This window comes from Aeromicrobium sp. UBA7512 (assembly GCF_002476985.1).
Taxonomy (GTDB): Bacteria; Actinomycetota; Actinomycetes; order Propionibacteriales; family Nocardioidaceae; genus Aeromicrobium; species Aeromicrobium phoceense.
The window spans coordinates 103,850-118,237 of record NZ_DLNK01000001.1; the positions used below are offsets into that span (position 1 = coordinate 103,850).

General features: G+C 70.4%; 18 protein-coding genes. 14 read left to right on the forward strand and 4 right to left on the reverse strand.

From position 1 onward, the window contains the following. The first annotated feature begins 23 nt into the window (after positions 1–23). Positions 24–560 carry a TIGR03086 family metal-binding protein gene (locus tag B2363_RS00565; protein WP_286927712.1) on the forward strand — a complete coding sequence of 179 codons (537 nt, stop codon included), beginning with the start codon at positions 24–26 and terminating at the stop codon, positions 558–560. Between the two features lie 7 nt (positions 561–567). On the opposite strand, the gene B2363_RS00570 is transcribed toward B2363_RS00565, so the two are convergent. After that, on the reverse strand, positions 568–702 hold the full coding sequence (locus B2363_RS00570; RefSeq protein WP_286927713.1) for a hypothetical protein: 135 nt from the start codon (positions 700–702) through the stop codon (positions 568–570). A gap of 26 nt (positions 703–728) precedes the next feature. Further along, positions 729–1,334: a dimethylarginine dimethylaminohydrolase family protein gene (locus tag B2363_RS00575; RefSeq protein WP_286927714.1), complete on the reverse strand. Its 606-nt coding sequence runs from the start codon at positions 1,332–1,334 to the stop codon at positions 729–731. 126 nt (positions 1,335–1,460) lie between these two features. On the opposite strand from B2363_RS00575, the gene B2363_RS00580 reads away from it, so the two are divergent. The 13 genes from B2363_RS00580 (at position 1,461) to B2363_RS00640 (ending at position 13,301) form a co-directional block, all read left to right on the forward strand. Next, positions 1,461–1,919, forward strand: coding sequence for an Lrp/AsnC family transcriptional regulator (locus tag B2363_RS00580; RefSeq protein WP_181754479.1), 459 nt, complete (start codon positions 1,461–1,463; stop codon positions 1,917–1,919). Between the two features lie 49 nt (positions 1,920–1,968). After that, entirely contained in the window at positions 1,969–3,408 is a 1,440-nt protein-coding gene (locus B2363_RS00585) for an MFS transporter (RefSeq protein WP_286927716.1), read from the forward strand. Then, positions 3,405–4,712, forward strand: coding sequence for a M20/M25/M40 family metallo-hydrolase (locus B2363_RS00590; RefSeq protein ID WP_286927718.1), 1,308 nt, complete (start codon positions 3,405–3,407; stop codon positions 4,710–4,712). The genes B2363_RS00585 and B2363_RS00590 overlap by 4 nt, the downstream gene beginning before the upstream one ends. 19 nt (positions 4,713–4,731) lie before the next feature. After that, complete coding sequence (locus B2363_RS00595) at positions 4,732–5,097, forward strand: DUF1330 domain-containing protein (protein ID WP_286927720.1); 366 nt, start codon at positions 4,732–4,734, stop codon at positions 5,095–5,097. A 133-nt stretch (positions 5,098–5,230) separates the two neighbouring features. Then, positions 5,231–5,452: a translation initiation factor IF-1 gene (gene infA, locus B2363_RS00600; protein ID WP_007078610.1), complete on the forward strand. Its 222-nt coding sequence runs from the start codon at positions 5,231–5,233 to the stop codon at positions 5,450–5,452. 49 nt (positions 5,453–5,501) lie between these two features. Next, a complete protein-coding gene (gene rpmJ, locus B2363_RS00605; RefSeq protein WP_008361054.1) occupies positions 5,502–5,615 on the forward strand; it encodes a 50S ribosomal protein L36 in 114 nt (37 codons plus the stop codon). Positions 5,616–5,788: 173 nt separating this feature from the next. Further along, entirely contained in the window at positions 5,789–6,157 is a 369-nt protein-coding gene (gene rpsM / locus B2363_RS00610; RefSeq protein WP_078699100.1) for a 30S ribosomal protein S13, read from the forward strand. 8 nt (positions 6,158–6,165) lie between these two features. Next, positions 6,166–6,564, forward strand: a complete 399-nt coding sequence (gene rpsK / locus B2363_RS00615; RefSeq protein WP_078699099.1) for a 30S ribosomal protein S11 — start codon at positions 6,166–6,168, stop codon at positions 6,562–6,564. 35 nt (positions 6,565–6,599) lie between these two features. Then, a complete protein-coding gene (gene rpsD / locus B2363_RS00620; RefSeq protein ID WP_181754489.1) occupies positions 6,600–7,208 on the forward strand; it encodes a 30S ribosomal protein S4 in 609 nt (202 codons plus the stop codon). Between the two features lie 61 nt (positions 7,209–7,269). Then, positions 7,270–8,280 carry a DNA-directed RNA polymerase subunit alpha gene (locus B2363_RS00625; protein WP_181754490.1) on the forward strand — a complete coding sequence of 337 codons (1,011 nt, stop codon included), beginning with the start codon at positions 7,270–7,272 and terminating at the stop codon, positions 8,278–8,280. A 34-nt stretch (positions 8,281–8,314) separates the two neighbouring features. Then, positions 8,315–8,869, forward strand: coding sequence for a 50S ribosomal protein L17 (gene rplQ, locus B2363_RS00630; RefSeq protein ID WP_286927721.1), 555 nt, complete (start codon positions 8,315–8,317; stop codon positions 8,867–8,869). Between the two features lie 154 nt (positions 8,870–9,023). Then, on the forward strand, positions 9,024–11,039 hold the full coding sequence (locus B2363_RS00635; RefSeq protein ID WP_286927722.1) for a S8 family serine peptidase: 2,016 nt from the start codon (positions 9,024–9,026) through the stop codon (positions 11,037–11,039). 90 nt (positions 11,040–11,129) lie between these two features. Next, positions 11,130–13,301: a S8 family serine peptidase gene (locus B2363_RS00640; RefSeq protein WP_286927723.1), complete on the forward strand. Its 2,172-nt coding sequence runs from the start codon at positions 11,130–11,132 to the stop codon at positions 13,299–13,301. Positions 13,302–13,304: 3 nt separating this feature from the next. Here the strand turns inward: B2363_RS00640 and B2363_RS00645 are convergent, their stop codons facing one another. After that, the gene (locus B2363_RS00645; RefSeq protein ID WP_286927724.1) at positions 13,305–13,799 is read right to left on the reverse strand and encodes a DUF3253 domain-containing protein; all 495 of its coding nucleotides are present in this window, start codon (positions 13,797–13,799) and stop codon (positions 13,305–13,307) included. 65 nt (positions 13,800–13,864) lie between these two features. Continuing rightward, on the reverse strand, positions 13,865–14,368 hold the full coding sequence (locus tag B2363_RS00650; protein ID WP_286927726.1) for a thioesterase family protein: 504 nt from the start codon (positions 14,366–14,368) through the stop codon (positions 13,865–13,867). Positions 14,369–14,388: the final 20 nt, after the last annotated feature.

Sequence of the window (14,388 nt, forward strand, 5' to 3'; positions counted from 1 at the left end):
CGTCCCGCGACCATGCTGGGGGCATGACCTCCTACTTCGACGCAGCCGACCGCTTCTCCGCCACCGTGGCCGCCACGACCGACTGGTCCGCCGCGTCCCCGTGCGCGGACTGGACCGCCGCCGACGTGGTCGCCCACGTGATCAACTCGCAGCGCGACTTCTTCGCGCGGCACGAGATCGACCTCGGCGAGCGGCCGACGGGCCCTCCCGCGCAGGCCTGGGCCGCCCACCTCGACGCCGTCCGCCCCTACGCCGCCGACCCGGCAGTGACCTCGCGCGAGTTCGACGGCTTCTTCGGCCGGACCACCATCGGCGCCACTCTGGACGCCTTTTACGGCTTCGACCTCGTGGTGCACGGCTGGGACCTCGGCGCGTCCAACGGGCGGCCCACCACGTTCTCCGAAGCGGACATGGACGCGCTGGACGCCGCGTTCGTGGGCTTCGGCGACCACGCCTACGACGACGGGGTGTTCGGCCGGCCGGTCGACGTGCCGGACGACGCTGACCGGCAGACGAGGCTGCTGGCGCGGATGGGCCGCCGCCCCCGGGTCACGGCCTGAGGCCGGTTCAGCGGTGCAGCTCGGCGGTGCAGCACTTGACGCTGCCACCGCCCTTGACGAACTCCGAGAGCTCCACCGGCACCGGGTGGTAGCCGCGATCCCGCAGTGTCGCGGCGAGCTCCGGAGCCTCGCTCGGGAGCACGACGTTCGCGCCGTCGCTGACGAGGTTCAGCCCGAACGCCAGCGCCTCCGCCTCCGAGCACTCCAGCGACGCGGGGAACAGGCGCCGCAGCGTGCGACGCGCCGCCGGGCTGAAGGCGCCGGGGAACCACGCGATGTCGGCGGGTGCATCGCCCCAGCCGCCTCGCGGTGGGCGTCACGCGAGGTGCGGAAGCCGTGGCCGGCGAGCACGACGTCGCGCAGCACGAGGAAGTCACCCTCGCCCTCGTTGGTGTGGCTCGGACGCTGGACCTCACGGCCGCCCGCCCGGAGGAAGTCGACGTGCGCGTGGGCCTCGGCCTGACGCTGCGGAAAGGCGAAGGCCGCTCCGTACGTGCGGTCCCCGACGGACACGGCGCCGTTCGCGGCGAACACCATGTCGGGCAGGCCCGGGACCGGCTGAAGCAGGTCGACGCGGTGCCCGAGCGCCCGGTACACGTCCCGCAGTCCCTGCCACTGCGCCTGCGCGAGGCCGGCGTCCACCGGGTTCGTGAGGTCCATCCACGGGTTGATCGAGTAGACGACCTCGAACTCGGTGGGTGGGCACATCGCGTAGTGGCGCGTGCGCGCGCTGCGGGCCGGGGCGGCCTGCGGCGTGGTCAGGATCTGCGTCATGGAGCTCCTCGGGCGGGGGATGACACGAGCGTAGGGACTCCGGACGGCCGGAACCAGCCGTTTATCACTCGCATGACGTGCGCTTTCTTGTGCGTTTGGCTTGTTTAGGTTTGATACGTTGCGCCCATGAGCCTGGACCAGATCGATCGTTCCCTCCTGGACGCCCTCACTGAGGACGGCCGCGCGAGCTATGCCGCACTCGGCTCGCGGGTCGGGCTGTCCGCGCCGGCGGTCAAGCGCCGGGTGGACCGGCTCGTGGAGACGGGCGTGATCAGCGGGTTCACCGTGGTCGTCGACCCGCACCACCGCGGCTGGACCACCGAGGCCTACGTCGAGGTGCACTGCCAGGGCACGATCTCGCCGCGCGTGCTGCGCGAGGCGTTCCTGCAGGTGCCCCAGGTCCACGCGGCGGCCACCGTCTCCGGTGCCGCGGACGCGATCCTGCACCTGGTGGCCGAGGACGTGCGCGACCTCGAGTCCGCGCTGGAGCAGATCCGCGTCGGCGCCGCCAGCGTGAGCCAGACCGAGACGTCGATCGTGCTGTCGCGCCTCATCCACGACCGGCATGGAGTCGAGGGGGACTGACCTCGCGATCCTCGGTCCGGACCCCGACCGAGGGTCTAGCCTGTGGCGCATGGGACGACATCGCGCTGCCTCCGTCGGGGCCGGACTCGTCGGCGCGCTCGTCTTCGTGGAGTTCGTCAGCGGATTCCTCCAGGGCTACTACACGCCGCTGGCCACCGACATCGCGCGTCACCTCGACATCAACGACGCCGACGTCAACTGGTTCGAGGCGGCACAGCTGCTGCTCTCGGCGCTGTGCGTGCCGCCGCTGTCCAAGCTCGGTGATCTCATCGGCCACCAGCGGGTGCTGGTCTGGGCCGCCGTCCTCACGGCGGTCGCCACGTGCGGCATCGCCTTCTCCACCTCGTTCCAGAGCTACCTCGTGTTCTGGGCGCTGCAGGGCGTCTTCACCGTGTGGCTGCCGCTCGAGGTGGCGCTGATCTACCGACGCAGCGCGGGCCTGCCCCAACGTGCCGCAGCCACCCGGCGGGCGACGGGCGTCATCGTGGCCGCGCTCCAGGCCGGTGCGATCGCCGGAGCGCTCTCGGCCGGTGCGACCTCGGCGCTGTTCGACTCGCTGTGGATGGTGCTGGTCGTGCCCGGGGTCCTGACCGTGGTGGTCGTGTTCGTCATCATCGGCTTCGTGCCCGACACGCACGAGCGCCAGGCCGGCAGCCTCGACGGTCCCGGACTCCTGCTCCTGAGCGCCAGCCTGCTGCTGGTGACGGGTGGCCTCTCGCTCGTGCGGATCGTCGGCGTCGCGTCGCCCTGGCCCTGGCTCGCCATCGGCCTGGGTGCGCTGGTCCTGGTGCCGTTCGTCCAGCACGAGCTGGGGGCGGGCGATCCGATCATCGACCTGCGGGTCATGCGCCAGGCGTCGATGTGGCCCGTGCAGCTCACGGCGCTGCTGTTCGGCGTCAGCGTGCTCGGCGCGCAGATCCCGCTCTCGACGTTCGCCCAGACCGATCCCGACGTGCACGGCTACGGGCTCGGCCTCACCGCGAGCTCCGTGGCTCCGGTGATCGGCGGCTACGTGCTGTCGATGCTCGTCGGCGCGCTCGTGTTCGCGCGACTCAGCCAGCGCTTCACCCCGCGCGCGTGCCTCATCGCGGCGGCGGGTCTCGTGGGCCTGGGCTACGCCGCACTCGTGCCGCTGCACTTCTCGGTGGCCCAGATGGCCGTGTGCATGGTCGTGGCCGGCCTGGGCTCGGGTGCGCTCGTCGCCGCCCTGCCCGCCGCCGCGGCCGCCGCCGCGCCCGAGGGGCGCACCGCCGTGGCCACCGGCCTGACCAACACCACCAAGACGATCGGCGGCTCCTTCGCCTCGTGCATCTTCGGGGTGGCCCTGGCCGCCGGCGCCACCCATGCGGCCGCCGCGTCGATGTCGGGCTACTACACCGTCTGGATCGTGTGCTCGGCCACGGCGTTCGTGGCCGCCGTCGGACTGACCTTCGTGCCGCGGCTGGCGTTCGCCGACCCGGCCGGGATCGAGGAGGAGATCGGGCGATGAACGCCGCCGCACGCCTGGCCGAGCTGATCGGCTGCCGCACCGTCTCGGCCCCGGACGAGCGGGACGAGGCCGAGTTCGTGGCCTTCCGCGAGACGTTCGCGGGGCTGTACCCGAGCCTGCACACCGCCCTGGAGCTCACCGAGTTCCCGGGTGGCACGCTGCTCTTCCGCTGGCCCGGCCGCAGCACCGAGCGGCCGCTCGTGCTGATGGCGCACTACGACGTGGTGCCCGCCCCGGCCGAGCAGTGGGACCGCGATCCGTTCGCGGGAGTGATCGAGGACGGCTTCGTCCACGGCCGGGGCGCCCTCGACGACAAGGGACCGCTGGTCTGCATCGCCGAGGCGGTGGAGTCGCTGCTGGCCGAGGGCTTCGAGCCGGCCCGCGACGTCTACCTCTCGTTCGGGTCCGACGAGGAGGTGTTCGGGCACGGTGCGGCCGAGGTGGTCGACCACCTCGACTCGATGGGCGTGCGCCCGTGGCTCGTCTCGGACGAGGGTGGCGCGATCGTGGACGACGGGCTGCCGGGGGTGTCGGCGACCACCGCGATGGTCGCGATCGTCGAGAAGGGCACGGTCGACGTCGGCCTGCTCGCGCGCGGGGGAGGAGGTCACGCCTCCACGCCGGCGAAGAACGGCGCCACCGCGCGCCTGGCTCGCGCCATCGTGCGGATCGACCGGCATCCGGCGAGGCCGCACCTGTCCGACCCGGTCCTGCAGATGCTCGACGCGCTGTCGGGTCTCGTGCCCAAACCGCTCGCCCCGGTGCTCCAGCACGCCGGCCGGGCCAACCGCCCGGTGGCCGAGCTGCTGGCGCGGCTCGGCAAGGAGACCGGCGCCATGGTCCGCACGACGATGGCGGTCACGCAGGTCAGCGGCAGCCCGGCCCGCAACGTCCTCGCCACCGAGGCGCGCGCCAACGTCAACGTCCGGCTCGCCGTGGGCGACACCCGCGAGCGACTGCGCGGCCGGCTCGAGAAGTTGTTCCGCGGGCTCGACGTCGAGATCGAGCGGATGGACGGCGAGGACCCGCCTCCGGTCTCGCGCACCGACAACGACGCGTGGCACGCCCTGGGCGAGGCCATCGCGGCGCTCGGTCCCGGGATCTCGGTCGTGCCGTACGTGCAGACCGGCGGCACCGACTCGCGGCACTTCACGCGGATCAGCGACTCGGTCTACCGGTTCGCACCGCTGCACATGAGCCGGGCGCAGCGCGACTCGATCCACGCGCCGAACGAGAAGGTCGCGATCGACACGCTCGAGCGCGGCATCGCGTTCCACCGCGCACTCATCACCGGCATGGGCTGAAGCGGGCTAGGGTCGGGTCATGCCTGTCGATCCCACCGGCGCCGACCTCAAGCGCTTCCTCGCCGAGGACCCCGGCGGCCCCGTCGTGATGCTCAACCTGCTCCAGTTCCGCGAGGACGGCGCGTCGTCCTACCGCGAGTACACCGAGCGCATCGGCCCGTTCCTGGAGAAGGTCGGCGGTGAGGTCATCCACGCCGGTGACCTGGGCACCGCGCTGGTCGCCCCCGACGGCTGGTCGTGGGACGCGCTCCTGCTCGTGCGCTACCCGTCACGCCAGGCGTTCAGCCAGATGGTCGCCGACCCGGAGTACCAGCAGATCACCGGTCTGCGCACCGCCGCGCTCGACGAGGCCGTCCTGCAGGCCGGCGTCCCCTGGCCGATTTGAGTCCAGCACCCCTTTCGGCGTAGACTTGTGTGTCGGCCTTGTCGGGCCGTATCCCCATGCCCTCCGGCAGACCTTTCGAGGTGGGGACACGTGCGTGTCAGGTCGATCAGTCGATACGAAGAAGTTGAGGTGTATGGCGAAAAAAGAAGGCGTCATCGAGATGGAGGGTGCGGTCGTCGAGGCCCTGCCCAACGCGATGTTCCGGGTCGAGCTGGCCAATGGCCACAAGGTCCTGGCGCACATCAGCGGCAAGATGCGCCAGCACTACATCCGGATCCTCCCCGAGGACCGGGTCGTGGTGGAACTCTCGCCGTACGACCTCAGCCGCGGACGCATCGTCTACCGCTACAAGTGACAACTAAAAATCCCCCACGTTCAGTTCGTACCGAAGAGAGAGCTTCTCGATGAAGGTCAACCCGAGCGTGAAGAAGATCTGTGACAAGTGCAAGGTGATTCGTCGCCACGGCCGCGTCATGGTGATCTGCGAGAACCCGCGCCACAAGCAGCGCCAGGGCTGAGCAGAGAGCCTCTTCTTCAACGCAGCACCCTGAACATCTGACGGCTCATCCGGGCCCCGCCACCAGGCGGAGCCCCGGGTGTCACCTCCGGCGCAGAGGCCGGAGCTCGATCGAGGCGATCGAGGTGCCCCAGGTGACGACACCTCTGCCGAACCGAAAGGAACTGCCAGCACATGGCACGCCTCGTCGGAGTGGATCTGCCGCGCGAAAAGCGCGTGGTGATCGGACTCACGTACATCTTCGGTGTCGGTCGCACTCGTGCGATCGAGACCCTCGCCGCCACCGGCATCGACCCCAACACCCGCGTTCACGAGTTGAACGACGACCAGCTCGTCGCACTCCGTGACCACATCGAGGCGAACTACCAGGTCGAGGGTGACCTGCGCCGCGAGGTCACCGCGGACATTCGCCGCAAGATGGAGATCGGCTCGTACCAGGGCCGCCGTCACCGTGCGCACCTGCCCGTTCGCGGCCAGCGCACCAAGACCAACGCGCGCACCCGCAAGGGCCCGAAGCGCACCGTCGCCGGAAAGAAGAAGTGAGGTAGCCGATGCCCCCGAAGAACTCCGGCGCCAAGAAGGTGCGCCGCAAGGAAAAGAAGAACGTCGTTCAGGGCGAGGCCCACATCAAGAGCACGTTCAACAACACGCACGTGACGATCACCGACCCCAGCGGTGCGGTGATCGCGTGGGCCTCCGGCGGAACCGTCGGCTTCAAGGGCTCGCGCAAGTCGACTCCGTACGCCGCCGGCATGGCCGCCGAGGCCGCCGGACGTCAGGCGATGGACCACGGCATGAAGAAGGTCGACGTCTTCGTCAAGGGCCCCGGCTCCGGACGTGAGACCGCGATCCGGTCGCTCAGCGGCGTCGGCCTCGAGGTCGGCACCATCTCTGACGTGACCCCCAGCCCGCACAACGGCTGCCGTCCGCCCAAGCACCGTCGTCTCTGACGCGTCGTCGACTTTTCCTCAAGGAGTAATCAACCATGGCCCGTTACACCGGACCTCTCACCAAGAAGTCGCGCCGTTACGGCGTCGACCTCGTTGGTGGGGACAAGGCCTTCGAGCGCCGTCCGTACGCGCCCGGCCAGCACGGCCGCACCCGCGTCAAGGAGTCGGAGTACCGCACCCAGCTGCAGGAGAAGCAGAAGGCGCGCTACACCTACGGCGTCCTCGAGAAGCAGTTCCGCAAGTACTACGAGCTGGCCTCGCGCCGTCCCGGCAAGACCGGTGACAACCTGCTCAGCCTGCTCGAGAGCCGCCTGGACAACGTCGTCTACCGTGCCGGCCTGGCCCGCACGCGTCGTCACGCCCGCCAGCTGGTGACCCACGGTCACTTCCTGGTCAACGGCGTGAAGACGAACATCCCGTCGTTCCAGGTCAGCAAGCACGACATCATCGACGTCAAGGCCAAGAGCCTGGAGACCACGCCGTTCATCGTCGCGCGTGAGACCCACGACGCCGACACCGTGCCCGGCTGGCTCGACGTCTCGCCCGATCGCGGTCGCATCCTGGTGCACCAGCGCCCGGTCCGCGAGCAGATCACCGTGCCGATCCAGGAACAGCTCATCGTCGAGTTCTACTCGAAGATCTGATCCACCTCATCTGTCCACTTACCCGGCCCTCAAATAGCGGTGGGTCCGGAAAGGAAGAACCATGCTGATCGCCCAGCGCCCCGTCCTGTCCGAAGAGGTCGTCGACGAGTTCCGTTCGCGGTTCGTCATCGAGCCCCTGGAGCCCGGATTCGGCTACACCCTCGGCAACTCGCTGCGTCGTACGCTGCTGTCGTCGATCCCGGGTGCGGCCGTCACCTCGATCAAGATCGACGGTGTCCTCCACGAGTTCTCGACCATCGAGGGCGTCACCGAGGACGTCACCGAGATCATCCTCAACCTGAAGAACCTCGTGGTCTCCTCGACCATCGACGAGCCCGTCGTGATGTACCTGCGCGCCGACGAGGCCGGTGACGTCACCGCCGCCGCGATCACGCCGCCGGCCGGTGTGGAGGTCCACAACCCGGACCTGCACGTCGCCACGCTGAACGGCAAGGGTCGCCTCGAGATCGAGCTGGTCGTCGAGCGTGGCCGCGGCTACGTCTCGGCCGTCCAGAACAAGACTGGCGACGAGGAGATCGGCCGCATGCCGGTCGACTCGATCTACAGCCCCGTGCTGAAGGTCACCTACAAGGTCGAGGCCACCCGAGTCGAGCAGCGCACCGACTTCGACAAGCTGATCATCGACGTCGAGACCAAGGCCTCGATCCTGCCGCGCGACGCGATCGCGTCGGCCGGGTCCACCCTGGTCGAGCTGTTCGGTCTGGCCCGCGAGCTGAACGTCGAGGCCGAGGGCATCGACATCGGTCCCTCGCCGGTCGACGAGCAGCTGGCTGCCGACCTCGCCCTGGCGATCGAGGACCTGGACTTCACCGTCCGTTCCTACAACTGCCTCAAGCGCGAGGGCATCCACACGGTGGGTGAGCTGATCACGCGCAGCGAGCAGGACCTGCTGGACATCCGCAACTTCGGATCGAAGTCGATCGATGAGGTCAAGGCCAAGCTCGCCGAGCTCGGTCTCTCCCTCAAGGACAGCCCGTCGGGATTCGACCCGTCCGCCGTCATCGACAACTTCGACGAGGACGCCAGCTTCGCCGAGGACGAGCAGTACTGAACTGCTCTGACACCACTGATTCAGGAGTAACGACATGCCCACCCCCACCAAGGGTCCTCGCCTCGGCGGCAGCCCCTCGCACCAGCGGCTGATCCTGGCGAACCTGGCCCAGAGCCTGTTCGAGCACGGCCGCATCACGACGACCGAGGCCAAGGCCAAGCGCCTGCGCCCGTACGCCGAGCACCTCATCACCAAGGCCAAGACCGACACGGTGGCCAACCGCCGCCACGTCGTGAAGGTCATCCGTGACAAGGGTGTCCTGCACACCCTCTTCACGGAGATCGGCCCGTCCATGGCCACCCGTCCGGGCGGCTACACGCGCATCACGAAGATCGGTCCGCGCAAGGGCGACAACGCCCCCATGGCCGTCATCGAGATCGTCGAGGCCAAGGAGTTCGAGCCCCAGTCGCAGAAGAAGGCGACGAAGGCCGAGTCCGCTCCGGTCGTCGAGGAGGCCCCGGTCGAGGAGACCGTGACCGACGAGACCACCGAGGCGCCCGCCGAGGAGACCGTCGAGGTCACCGAGGCTCCCGCCGACGAGGCCGTCGCCGAGGAGGCCCCCGCGGCCGCCGAGGACGAGACCAAGTAACAGCTCCGCACGCAGCGCCCACCCCGCACGGGGTGGGCGCTTCGTCGTTCCCGGGCCCTTCGTCGATCGAGGCAGGGAATCGGGCGCTTTCGGGATATGATCTGCGGGGCCCCTCGGCGGTGAGGCGCCAGTTGACTCGGGGAAGGCCCACCACATGACGCAGCGCCTGCGCCGTCCACTCACTCTCGTCGTCCCGCTGGTGACGTCGCTCGCCCTGGCCGGGGGTGCGATGGCCGCGGTGGCCCAGACCGAGCCGGTCGAGCCGGCGCCGCTCAACACCACCGAGCTGGAGCAGCCCGCGCGCGGCATCATCGTCAAGCTCGCTGACGACACCGACGCCGAGGTCGCCGACCTCGCCGACGACGTGGCCGCCGAGCTGCCCGACGGCGTCGGCGTCGCCGACTCGACGTCCGGCACCCAGGACCTCGGCGTGCTCGACCTGTCCGAGCAGGTCGACGCGACCGACCTCGACGATGCGATCGAGGAGCTCAACGCCGATCCCGCGGTCGAGTGGGCCGTGCCCAACGGCGTGCGCCTGCCGTCGGCCACCGCCAACGACCCGTACTTCACGAACAACTCGCTGTGGAACCTCACCGGCTCCTGGGGCGTCCAGGCGAACCGCGCCTGGGACATCAGCACCGGCTCGCCGAACGTGCGGGTGGCCGTGCTCGACACCGGAGCGATCCTGGGCCACCCCGACCTGTCGGGTCAGTTCGTGGCGGGCCGCGACTTCGTCGACGACGAGTACGACTGCATGAACCGCTCGTGCTCGCGCATCGCCTACCGTCGCTCCTACGTGAGCGCGAACGATCGCAGCAGCTGGGACGCGAACGCCGCCGACCCGGGCGACGGACGCCAGAACGGCAGCATGTGCCCGTACCTGTCCGGCGGCCGCAGCAGCTGGCACGGCACCCACGTGGCGGGCACGATCGCCGCGAAGCGCAACAACAGCACCGGCGTGGTCGGCATCGCCCCCACCGTGAAGGTGCAGCCCGTGCGCGTCCTGGGCCGCTGCGGCGGCACCGACTGGGACATCGCGATGGGCATCCTGTGGGCCTCCGGCGCGAACGTGACCTCCTACGACGGGCGTCGTCACGGCTCGATCCCGGTGAACCGCGCACCCTCGAAGGTCATCAACCTCTCGCTGGGCGGGTACACCCCCGACCGGGCGTACGTCCGTGAGATGTGCCAGTTCTACGGCCAGATCTCCTCGATCGCACGCAAGCGCGGCTCGACGCTCGTCGCGGCTGCCGGCAACAACTTCGGCAACCACGCCTACAACGTCCCGTCGTCGTGCCCGGGCTTCATCTCCGTGGCCGCCACGGACAGGAACGGCAACCGCGCGTCGTTCTCGAACCACGGTGCCGGTATCGACGTCGCGGCGCCGGGTGTCGGCATCCCGTCGACCTACAACGACGGCCAGTACGCGCCGGGCGGAAACACCTACGCGGCGATGGACGGCACCAGCATGGCTGCCCCGGCGGTCGCGGCGACCGCGGCGCTGGCCTACTCGGTGGGCATCACGAGCCCCGATGTCGTCGAGCGGGTCCTGAAGGCCACCGCGCGCCGTGCGGCGAGCTGCGCCGCCTCCTCCTGCGGGGCCGGTGTCGTGAACGCGCACGGCGTGCTGACCGCGAAGGCGCCCCTCACGGCGCCCGGCCTCAGGGGCTCGGCGCGTCCGGGACGCACTCTCGTGGCGAGTCCCGGTCGCTGGCGCAACGGCGCGACGGTCCGCCTCACCTGGTTCCGCGGCTCGAAGGCCGTGCGCACCGGCAGCACGTACCGCGTGACGAAGGCCGACCTCGGCAAGCGGGTCACCGTGCGGGCCACGGCCACGAACGGCTCGGGCGGCATCTTCCACCAGCGCTCGGTCGTGGTGAAGTCCAAGTCGCGCCTGAAGTTCGCGGTGCCGTCGAAGTTCAGCAAGTCCAAGCGCGTGAAGCTGACCGTCAAGGTGACGGCGCCCTACGTGCGGGCCACCGGCACGATCCGCGTGTACGACGGCAAGAAGCGGATCGCGGTCAAGAAGATCTACTCGAAGAACAAGGGCAAGGTCACGATCAAGCTGCCCAAGATCAAGAAGAAGGGCAAGCACCGGATCCGCGTCATCTACTCCGGTAGCGCCAAGGTCAGCAGCGCCCAGAAGAGCAAGGTCGTCCGCGTCCGCTGAGCTGAGGGCGGTGGGGCTTCTGTGACACGTGGGATTTGCCCTATCCTGCTGAGGTCGTTCCCGTCGGGGAACCCTCGAGTCAGGACCACCGTGCGCCGCAGCCTCGCCCTCTCCGCCCTGCCCGCTCTCCTCGTCGCGTCGGCGCTGGTGTCCACGGGCGCGTCCGCGGCCCCGTCGCCCGAGCCGGCGGGGGCGCAGTCGCCCGCCGCGAAGCAGGCACCACGCGTCGCGCGCGGCCTGATCGTCAAGGCGAAATCCGCCACGGTGGCGCGGCGGACGTCGCTGGCGCGCAGCGTCGACGCCGAGCTGCCGGCCGCCGCCGACGTGGCCACCACGCTTCCGGCGCCCCAGGGCGTGTCGCTGGTCCGGCTGGAACGACCCGTCGCGGTGGAGGACCTCGACCCGGCCATCGAGGCGATCAAGGCTCGTGCCGACGTGGAGTGGGTCGTGGCCGACACGCTGCGCACCACCTCGAGCGCGCCCCCGGTCAGCGTCAACGACCCGGGATTCACCGCCCAGGGCAACCTGTGGGACACGCGCGACGAGATCGACGGCCAGCCGACCGTCGGTGGCTACACCACCAAGGCTCCGGCGCTGTGGCGCGCCACGCAGGGCAGCGGCTCGGTGGTCGTCGCGGTGATCGACACGGGCATCACGAGTCACCCCGACCTCGTCGGCCAGACCGTGGCGGGCTACGACTTCGTCGACGACGAGTGCACCCCAGTCGAGGAGAGCTGCTACTACGACGAGACCTACGTTAACGCCGGCGACGGCAGCGGCTGGGACGCCGACCCCTCCGACCCGGGCGACTGGCTGGACGAGGACCTCGTGACCCGGTGCGGGCTGCCCGAGGGCGAGGACCCCGCGGACTACGTCATGCCGAGCTCGTGGCACGGCACGCACGTCGCAGGCACCATCGCCGCGAGGGCGAACAACGGCATCGGCGTGGCCGGGGTGGCGCCCGGAGTGAAGGTGCAGCCGGTCCGGGCGCTCGGCCACTGCGGCGGCTGGGACTCCGACATCGCGGCGGGCATCCTCTGGGCCGCCGGGTACGACCTGCGTGACTACGGCGTGCCCCTGAACCGGACGCCGGCCCGGGTCATCAACCTCTCGCTCGGCGGGGAGTCCGAGGACCCGGCCGAGGTGGAGTACTTCTGCGAGTACTACGGCGGCGTGGCCGCCGACGCGCGTGCGAAGGGTGCCACCCTGGTCGCCGCGGCGGGCAACGCGTCCGCCTCCACGATCTTCCCACTCGCGGGCAGCGTGCCGGCGTCGTGCGACGGCTACGTCAGCGTGACCGCGACGAGCGACACGGGCCACCGCGCGTGGTACTCCACCGCAGGTGACGGGGCCGACATCGCGGCGCCGGGCGGCGACCAGAACATCCAGCCCTCGAGCGAGACCCGCGGCATCCTCTCCACGCTCAACCAAGGCTCGGAGGGCCCGACCGAGCCCGGCTACGGCTGGTACCAGGGCACCAGCATGGCCGCGCCGGCCGTCGCGGCGGGAGCGGCGCTGCTGTACTCCCTCGGGGTCACGAGCCCGGCCGCCGTCGAGTCGAGGCTCAAGGCGGCCGTGCAGCCGTTCTCTTCGGTGACCAAGGGCCCCGGGACGATCCTCTTGGGCGGAGTCGAGCGCACCACCGACACGATCGACTGCACCACCGGCGGTCGCACCGCGTGCGGCACTGGCATCCTCGACCTCTCGAAGGTCACGGCGCCGCTGGGCGCGCCGGCGATCTCGGGCACGCGCAAGCCCGGGGGAGTGCTGCGGGCGACCTCCCGAGGCCTGACCAACAAGGGCGGCACGTCCGCGATCACCTGGTGGCGCGGATCGACGCGGATCGGCTCGGGCGCGAGCTACCGGATCACCGGAGCCGACCTCGGTCGCACGCTCACCGCTCGCGACACGGTCGTGTCGGGGAGCTTCGCGGGCGTGTACCGCGCCGGCTCGGTCGCGGTGCCGAAGACCAAGGCCAGGGCCCGGGTGTCGATGTCCATCTCCTCGAGCCTCAAGCGCACGAAGCGCGCGCGCCTGGTCGTGCGGGTCTCCGCGCCGCTCGTCCGTCCGACCGGCACGATCCGGGTCTACGACGGCTCGAAGCGCATCGCCACAAAGCGCCTGTACGCGAAGAACGGCGGCAAGGTGGCGGTCCTGCTGCCGAAGATCACGAAGAAGGGCAAGCACCGGATCCGCGTGATCTACTCCGGCGACGGGGTCACCACGTCGGCGCAGACCAGCAAGGTGGTCCGCGTCCGCTGACGGTCAGGCGAAGTGGTCGCCGCGTCCGATCCGGACCGGCCCCTTCGCCGTCGTCGCGGTGAGCGGCTCGCCCCGCTGGGTGACCACCACGGCGCCAGCCTCCGCGAGGGCGTCGGCGACCTCGCGCACCGCGTCCATGCGACTGCGCCAGCTCTCGCCGCCCACCACCCGGGCGACGTCACTGGGACAGATCGTGGTGCCGTCGCGGTGACGCAGGAGGGCTCGGACGGCCGCCTCGGAGCGAGCGGCGATCGAGTGGTCGGTCGGCGTCTCCCACCAGGGGCGCCCTCGCTCGCCCAGGGCGACCTTCGCGTCGCCGACACGGTCGCGGGCGTCCGGCTCGCCGGCCTTCACCGCGCGCCGGGCCCTCATCAGCTCGTCGACGAGCTCCTGGCGCAGCGGGCCGGGGATCTCGGGGTCGCTCGCCCGCCACCGGCGCCCGCCGATCACCAGGAAGCGACCGTCGGGGGTTCGCTCCGGCTCGTTCGTGTCCGCCATCGTCCCTCCCTGTCCGACGCCTCGACGCTAGCCGAGCGCGGCCGCGGACGCAGCGAGCGGCGGGCTCAGCGAACGCCGAGGGGTCCGGCGAGGGGAAGCCCCCACGGCAGAGCGGCGTGCTCGTCGCGCAGCGACTCCAGGGGTGCGATGAGGTGCTGCGGCATGGCGGTCGTGCGGCGGGTGGTGAGGTCGACGTGCAGCTCGAGGAACTCCAGCGTGTTGGCCACGGTCCCGCGGGAGCGGTTCACCAGGATCGTCTGGGCGTGCAGCGCCTTCGCGCTCACGCCCAGTAGGCGCAGGTGCACCGAGAGCTCGTCGCCGACGAGCGACTCGTCGAGGAACTTGATGTGGTGCTCGACGCTGAAGACGCTGTGGCCCGTGCGGTCGCGGTAGTCCTCGTCGAAGCCCAGCCGCTGGAACGCGGCGTCGCCGGCCTCCATGTGGAGCCGGTAGTAGTGGCCGACGTTGACGTGGCCGTTGCCGTCCTCGAACTCGGGGAGGGCGACCAGCGAGAGGGCGGTGCCGAGGGCATCGATCTGGTCCACGGTGGGCCGGGCGACGGTGTGCATGGCCGCCACCCTACCCAGAG

What these genes read in the sequence shown, in the direction of transcription:
- B2363_RS00595 (WP_286927720.1), top strand. Translation starts at nt 4,732, where the DNA reads ATGCCTGTCGATCCCACCGGCGCCGACCTCAAGCGCTTCCTCGCCGAG.
- B2363_RS00575 (WP_286927714.1), bottom strand. Translation starts at nt 1,334, where the DNA reads ATGACGCAGATCCTGACCACGCCGCAGGCCGCCCCGGCCCGCAGCGCG.
- B2363_RS00650 (WP_286927726.1), bottom strand. Translation starts at nt 14,368, where the DNA reads ATGCACACCGTCGCCCGGCCCACCGTGGACCAGATCGATGCCCTCGGC.
- B2363_RS00645 (WP_286927724.1), bottom strand. Translation starts at nt 13,799, where the DNA reads ATGGCGGACACGAACGAGCCGGAGCGAACCCCCGACGGTCGCTTCCTG.
- rpsM (WP_078699100.1), top strand. Translation starts at nt 5,789, where the DNA reads ATGGCACGCCTCGTCGGAGTGGATCTGCCGCGCGAAAAGCGCGTGGTG.
- infA (WP_007078610.1), top strand. Translation starts at nt 5,231, where the DNA reads ATGGCGAAAAAAGAAGGCGTCATCGAGATGGAGGGTGCGGTCGTCGAG.
- rpsD (WP_181754489.1), top strand. Translation starts at nt 6,600, where the DNA reads ATGGCCCGTTACACCGGACCTCTCACCAAGAAGTCGCGCCGTTACGGC.
- rpsK (WP_078699099.1), top strand. Translation starts at nt 6,166, where the DNA reads ATGCCCCCGAAGAACTCCGGCGCCAAGAAGGTGCGCCGCAAGGAAAAG.
- B2363_RS00590 (WP_286927718.1), top strand. Translation starts at nt 3,405, where the DNA reads ATGAACGCCGCCGCACGCCTGGCCGAGCTGATCGGCTGCCGCACCGTC.
- B2363_RS00635 (WP_286927722.1), top strand. Translation starts at nt 9,024, where the DNA reads ATGACGCAGCGCCTGCGCCGTCCACTCACTCTCGTCGTCCCGCTGGTG.
- rplQ (WP_286927721.1), top strand. Translation starts at nt 8,315, where the DNA reads ATGCCCACCCCCACCAAGGGTCCTCGCCTCGGCGGCAGCCCCTCGCAC.
- B2363_RS00565 (WP_286927712.1), top strand. Translation starts at nt 24, where the DNA reads ATGACCTCCTACTTCGACGCAGCCGACCGCTTCTCCGCCACCGTGGCC.
- rpmJ (WP_008361054.1), top strand. Translation starts at nt 5,502, where the DNA reads ATGAAGGTCAACCCGAGCGTGAAGAAGATCTGTGACAAGTGCAAGGTG.
- B2363_RS00580 (WP_181754479.1), top strand. Translation starts at nt 1,461, where the DNA reads ATGAGCCTGGACCAGATCGATCGTTCCCTCCTGGACGCCCTCACTGAG.
- B2363_RS00625 (WP_181754490.1), top strand. Translation starts at nt 7,270, where the DNA reads ATGCTGATCGCCCAGCGCCCCGTCCTGTCCGAAGAGGTCGTCGACGAG.
- B2363_RS00585 (WP_286927716.1), top strand. Translation starts at nt 1,969, where the DNA reads ATGGGACGACATCGCGCTGCCTCCGTCGGGGCCGGACTCGTCGGCGCG.